Origin of the sequence: Actinomadura logoneensis (genome assembly GCF_003428695.1) — a bacterium.
Taxonomy (GTDB): domain Bacteria; phylum Actinomycetota; class Actinomycetes; order Streptosporangiales; family Streptosporangiaceae; genus Spirillospora; species Spirillospora logoneensis.
Map to the genome: position 1 here is coordinate 1 of NZ_QURH01000090.1, position 3,913 is coordinate 3,913.

Consider the following 3,913-nt stretch of genomic DNA (forward strand, 5'->3'; position numbering starts at 1 on the left):
CTCCGGCCGGGGGCCGTTCGGCGCCGCCCGACGGCGCGCCGGCGGACGGCTCGGCCGGTGCGGCCGGGGTGCTGGTCGTCCCCGCGGGGGTGGACGCCGTTGAGTCGCTCATTCATCTCCTCCGCCGCGCACTTTATCCGGTCCGTCCGGGTCTTGTGACACCAGACTGCAACGTGTTCTACTTTCTCCGTGGGCGGGTGAGGTGGGGCCGTTCGGCCCATGGTCCGCGACGACGGCGATCGGTATGTTTGGCCCGCCGCGCGCCCACCGGCAAGGGAACGGAGATGGCGATGAGAGTGACAGTCGATCCGCTGGTGTGCGAGGCCAACGCCGTCTGCGTCGGCATCGCCGAGGAGGTCTTCGACCTCACCGACGACGACGAGCTGGTCATCCTCCGCGAGGAGGTGCCGCCCGAGCTGGCCGACAAGGTCCGGCACGCGGTGCGCTCCTGCCCCAAGGCGGCGCTGAGCCTGGAGGAGTAGCCGGGCCGCCCGGCCCGGCCGCCGGCACCACGACCCACCCACCCCCCGGGATCCCACCCACCCCTCGGGACGCCCCGCCCGCGCACGGGCCCGGCGTCCTTCCTCACTGTGGAGGCGTCACATGGCACGTGCCGCGGTACTGCACGCGGTCGGCGACAAGGAACTGGACCTGCGGGACGACGTGACGACCGTCGATCCGGGGCCCGACCAGGTCAAGGTGCGGATCAGGGCGACCGGGGTCTGCCATTCGGACCTGTCCACGCTCTCCGGTGTGCTGCCCTCCGTCCCGCCCGCCGTGATCGGGCACGAGGGCGCCGGCGTCGTCGCGGAGGTCGGCGACCGCGTCACGAACGTGCGGCCCGGCGACCACGTGGTGGTCAACTGGACGCCGGACTGCGGCGTCTGCGCCGAGTGCATGCGCGGCGAGCCGTACCTGTGCATGGGCTTCATCGGCGCGGCCTTCTCCGAGCCGCGGTTCAAGCTCGGCGACGGCACCCCCGCGTTCGGGATGGCGGGCGTCGGCACCTGGGCCGAGGAGGTCGTGCTGCCCCACCAGGGCGTCATCAAGATCGCCGAGGACGTGCCGTTCGAGTACGCCGCGCTGCTCGGCTGCGGCATCCCGACCGGCGTCGGCGCGGCGTTCAACACCGCGAAGGTGCGGCCCGGCTCGAAGGTCGCGGTCGTCGGTGCGGGCGGCGTCGGGCTGTCGGTGATCCAGGGCGCCCGGATCTGCGGCGCGTCCACGATCCTCGCGGTCGACCCGAACGAGGCCAAGCACCCCGCCGCCAAGCAGTTCGGCGCGACCCACACCGCGACGCTGGAGAACCTGGAGGAGAGCAAGGGCCTGCTCACCCTCGGCCAGGGCTTCGACCAGGTCTTCGAGGTGGTCGGCAAGTCCAGCGCGATCACCACGGCGTGGAACCTCACCCGGCGCGGCGGCGACGTCATCGTGGTCGGCGCGGGCGCGGCCGACGACAACTGGGAGATGTCGGCGTTCTCGCTGCTGTTCGAGGGCAAGAACGTGAAGTCGTCCCTGTACGGCGGCTGCGACCTCAAGCGCGACATCCCGATGTTCGTGGACCTGTGGCGCGCGGGCAAGCTCGACCTGGACGGCCTGATCAGCCGCCGGATCCGGTTCGAGGACCTCAACGACGCCCTGGGGGCGCTGGCCCGGGGCGACGTCATCCGCAAGGTCGTGCTGTTCGACTGACCCGGCTCCCCTCCCCTTCCCGCACGCTCCGTCCGCTTCACGGCTCCGGCTCGACGCGGACGGGGCGTGCGCGTGCGTGCCCCTGTGCGGGCGTGTTCGTGCGCGCGTGTGCTCGTGTGCGGGCGTGTGACGGTGGCGACGGCCGAAGATGAGCGTGCGCTGAGAGTTCCGAGCGGCGGCTACCGTGATGATCGGGGGCGTGCCATGCTGGCACCGTCGGTCGGAGGGATCCCGGGAGCGTGGTTTGAGCAGGTCAGCGGCGGCTGGACGGGTGGTGGCGATCGCCGCCGGGGCGGTGCTCGCGGTGCCGCTCGGCGCCGTCCCGGCCCCCGCCGGGCTCCCCCTCTCCGCCGCCGCGCACGCCGAGCCCGGCGCGCCCGTGAAGGCGGGCGTCCGCGACGTGCAGGGCGCCGGGCACGTCTCCCCGCTGAACGGCCGGGACGTCACCGGCGTCGGCGGCGTCGTCACGGCCGTCACCGACTCCGGCTTCTGGATGCAGGACCCGGCCCGTCCGGACGCGCGGCGGAAGGCGGCCTCCTCGGGCGTCTTCGTGTTCACCCGCACCCGCCCGCAGGTCCGGCCCGGCGACGCGGTCCGCGTGGCGGGGCGGGTCAGCGAGTTCCGGCCCGGCGGACGCGGGTCGTCCAACCTGAGCCGCACCGAGATCGACGCGTCCGAGACCGTCGTGACCTCGCACGACCAGCCGCTGCCCGCGCCGGTCGTGCTCGGCGGGCCCAGGGGCCGCAGGGCCCCGGCCTCGTTCCCCACCGCGCCGCGCGACCCGGAGGCCGACCGCTTCCCCGACCCCGCGTCCGACCCGCTGGCGTTCTACGGCTCGCTGGAGGGCATGCGCGTCCGGGTGGAGAACGCCTTCGTCATCGGCCCGACGCGGGACGGCGCGCTGCCCGTGCTTCCCAACGGCGGCGCCGGAGCGCGCGACCGCACCCGGCGCGGCGGCTCGCTCGCGCGGTCGGGCGGCCTGCCCGATCCGGCGCGCGTCGTCCTCGGCGACGCGCTCGCTCCGCTGCCGTCCGCCGACGTGGGCGACCGGCTGCCCGGTCCGGTGGACGGCGTCCTCGACTACACCTCCGCCGGGTTCGTGGTGCTCCCCACGGCCACCCCGGCGCGCACCGACGGCGGCGTCCGGCCGCAGACCGCGGCCCCGGCGGGACGCGACGAGCTGTCGGTCGGCACGCTGAACCTGGAGAACCTCAGCCCCGACACCCCGTCCGACCAGGTCAAGGCGGTCGCCGACGACGTGGTGGACGGTCTCGGCTCCCCGGACCTGGTCACCGTGACCGGCGTGGAGGACAACTCCGGCGCCTTCGACGACGGGACGGTCGCCGCCGACCAGACCGTCGCCGAGCTGATCACCGCGATCAGCGCGGCGGGCGGCCCGGCCTACGAGTGGCGCTCGGTCGCGCCGCACGACAACGCCGACGGCGGCGAGCGGGGCGGCAACGGACGGCTCGGCTTCCTGTTCCGCACCGACCGGGGCCTGGCGTTCTCCGACCGCCCGTCCGGCTCGTCCGACCTCGGCGCCCCCGGCGTCCCGGACCTCGCGACCGCGCCGACGCACGTCCAGGCGGACGGCCGGGGCGGCGCGCGCCTCACCCTCAGCCCCGGCCGCGTCGCCCCCGCCGACCCCGCGTGGGACGAGACCCGCAAGCCGCTCGCGGGCGAGCTGACCTGGCGCGGACGGCGGCTCCTGGTGATCGCGAACCACTGGTACGGGCGCACGTCCGCCGACCCGATCGCCTACGGCCGCCGCCAGCCGTTCGAGCGGCCGAGCGAGGCGCGCCGCCTCGCGCAGGCGCGCAGCCTGGCCGCCTTCGTCCGGACGGTCCGCCGCGCCGCCCCGGACGCGAACGTGATCGTCACCGGCAACCTCGGCACCGGCGACGGCTCGCCCGCGCTGCGCGCCCTGACCGCGCCGGACGTCGGGCTGCGCGACCTCGCGTCCGCGCTCCCCCCGCGGGACCGCTACACCGCCGACTCCGGCGGCGTCGCCGAGGACCTCGACCACATCCTGCTCAGTCCCGCGCTGGCCGGGCGCCCGCACCGGTACCAGATCGTGCACCGCGCGTCGGAGTTCGCCGACCGCGCGGGCGCCCACGACCCGTCGGTCGTGCGCCTCACGCTCACCCCGGCCAGGACCCCGGCGTCCGCGCGCGTCCCGCGCCCCGGCGGCCCCGCCGACCGCCCGGACGCCCCGCTCCCC

General features: G+C 75.6%; 3 protein-coding genes. All 3 read left to right on the plus strand.

Annotation, left to right across the window (positions count from 1 at the left end; genetic code table 11):
• Positions 1-290 precede the first annotated feature (290 nt).
• The gene (locus DZF91_RS04375) at positions 291-482 is read left to right on the plus strand and encodes a ferredoxin (RefSeq protein WP_117356212.1); all 192 of its coding nucleotides are present in this window, start codon (positions 291-293) and stop codon (positions 480-482) included.
• A gap of 121 nt (positions 483-603) precedes the next feature.
• Complete coding sequence (locus tag DZF91_RS04380; RefSeq protein WP_117356211.1) at positions 604-1,692, plus strand: Zn-dependent alcohol dehydrogenase; 1,089 nt, start codon at positions 604-606, stop codon at positions 1,690-1,692.
• Positions 1,693-1,936: 244 nt separating this feature from the next.
• Positions 1,937-3,913: hypothetical protein (locus DZF91_RS04385; protein ID WP_199486404.1), on the plus strand; the 1,977-nt coding region annotated here is incomplete at its 3' end.

Excerpts from the sequence above, each read along its gene's own strand:
- DZF91_RS04375 (WP_117356212.1), top strand. The coding sequence starts at position 291 with ATGAGAGTGACAGTCGATCCGCTGGTGTGCGAGGCCAACGCCGTCTGC.
- DZF91_RS04380 (WP_117356211.1), top strand. The coding sequence starts at position 604 with ATGGCACGTGCCGCGGTACTGCACGCGGTCGGCGACAAGGAACTGGAC.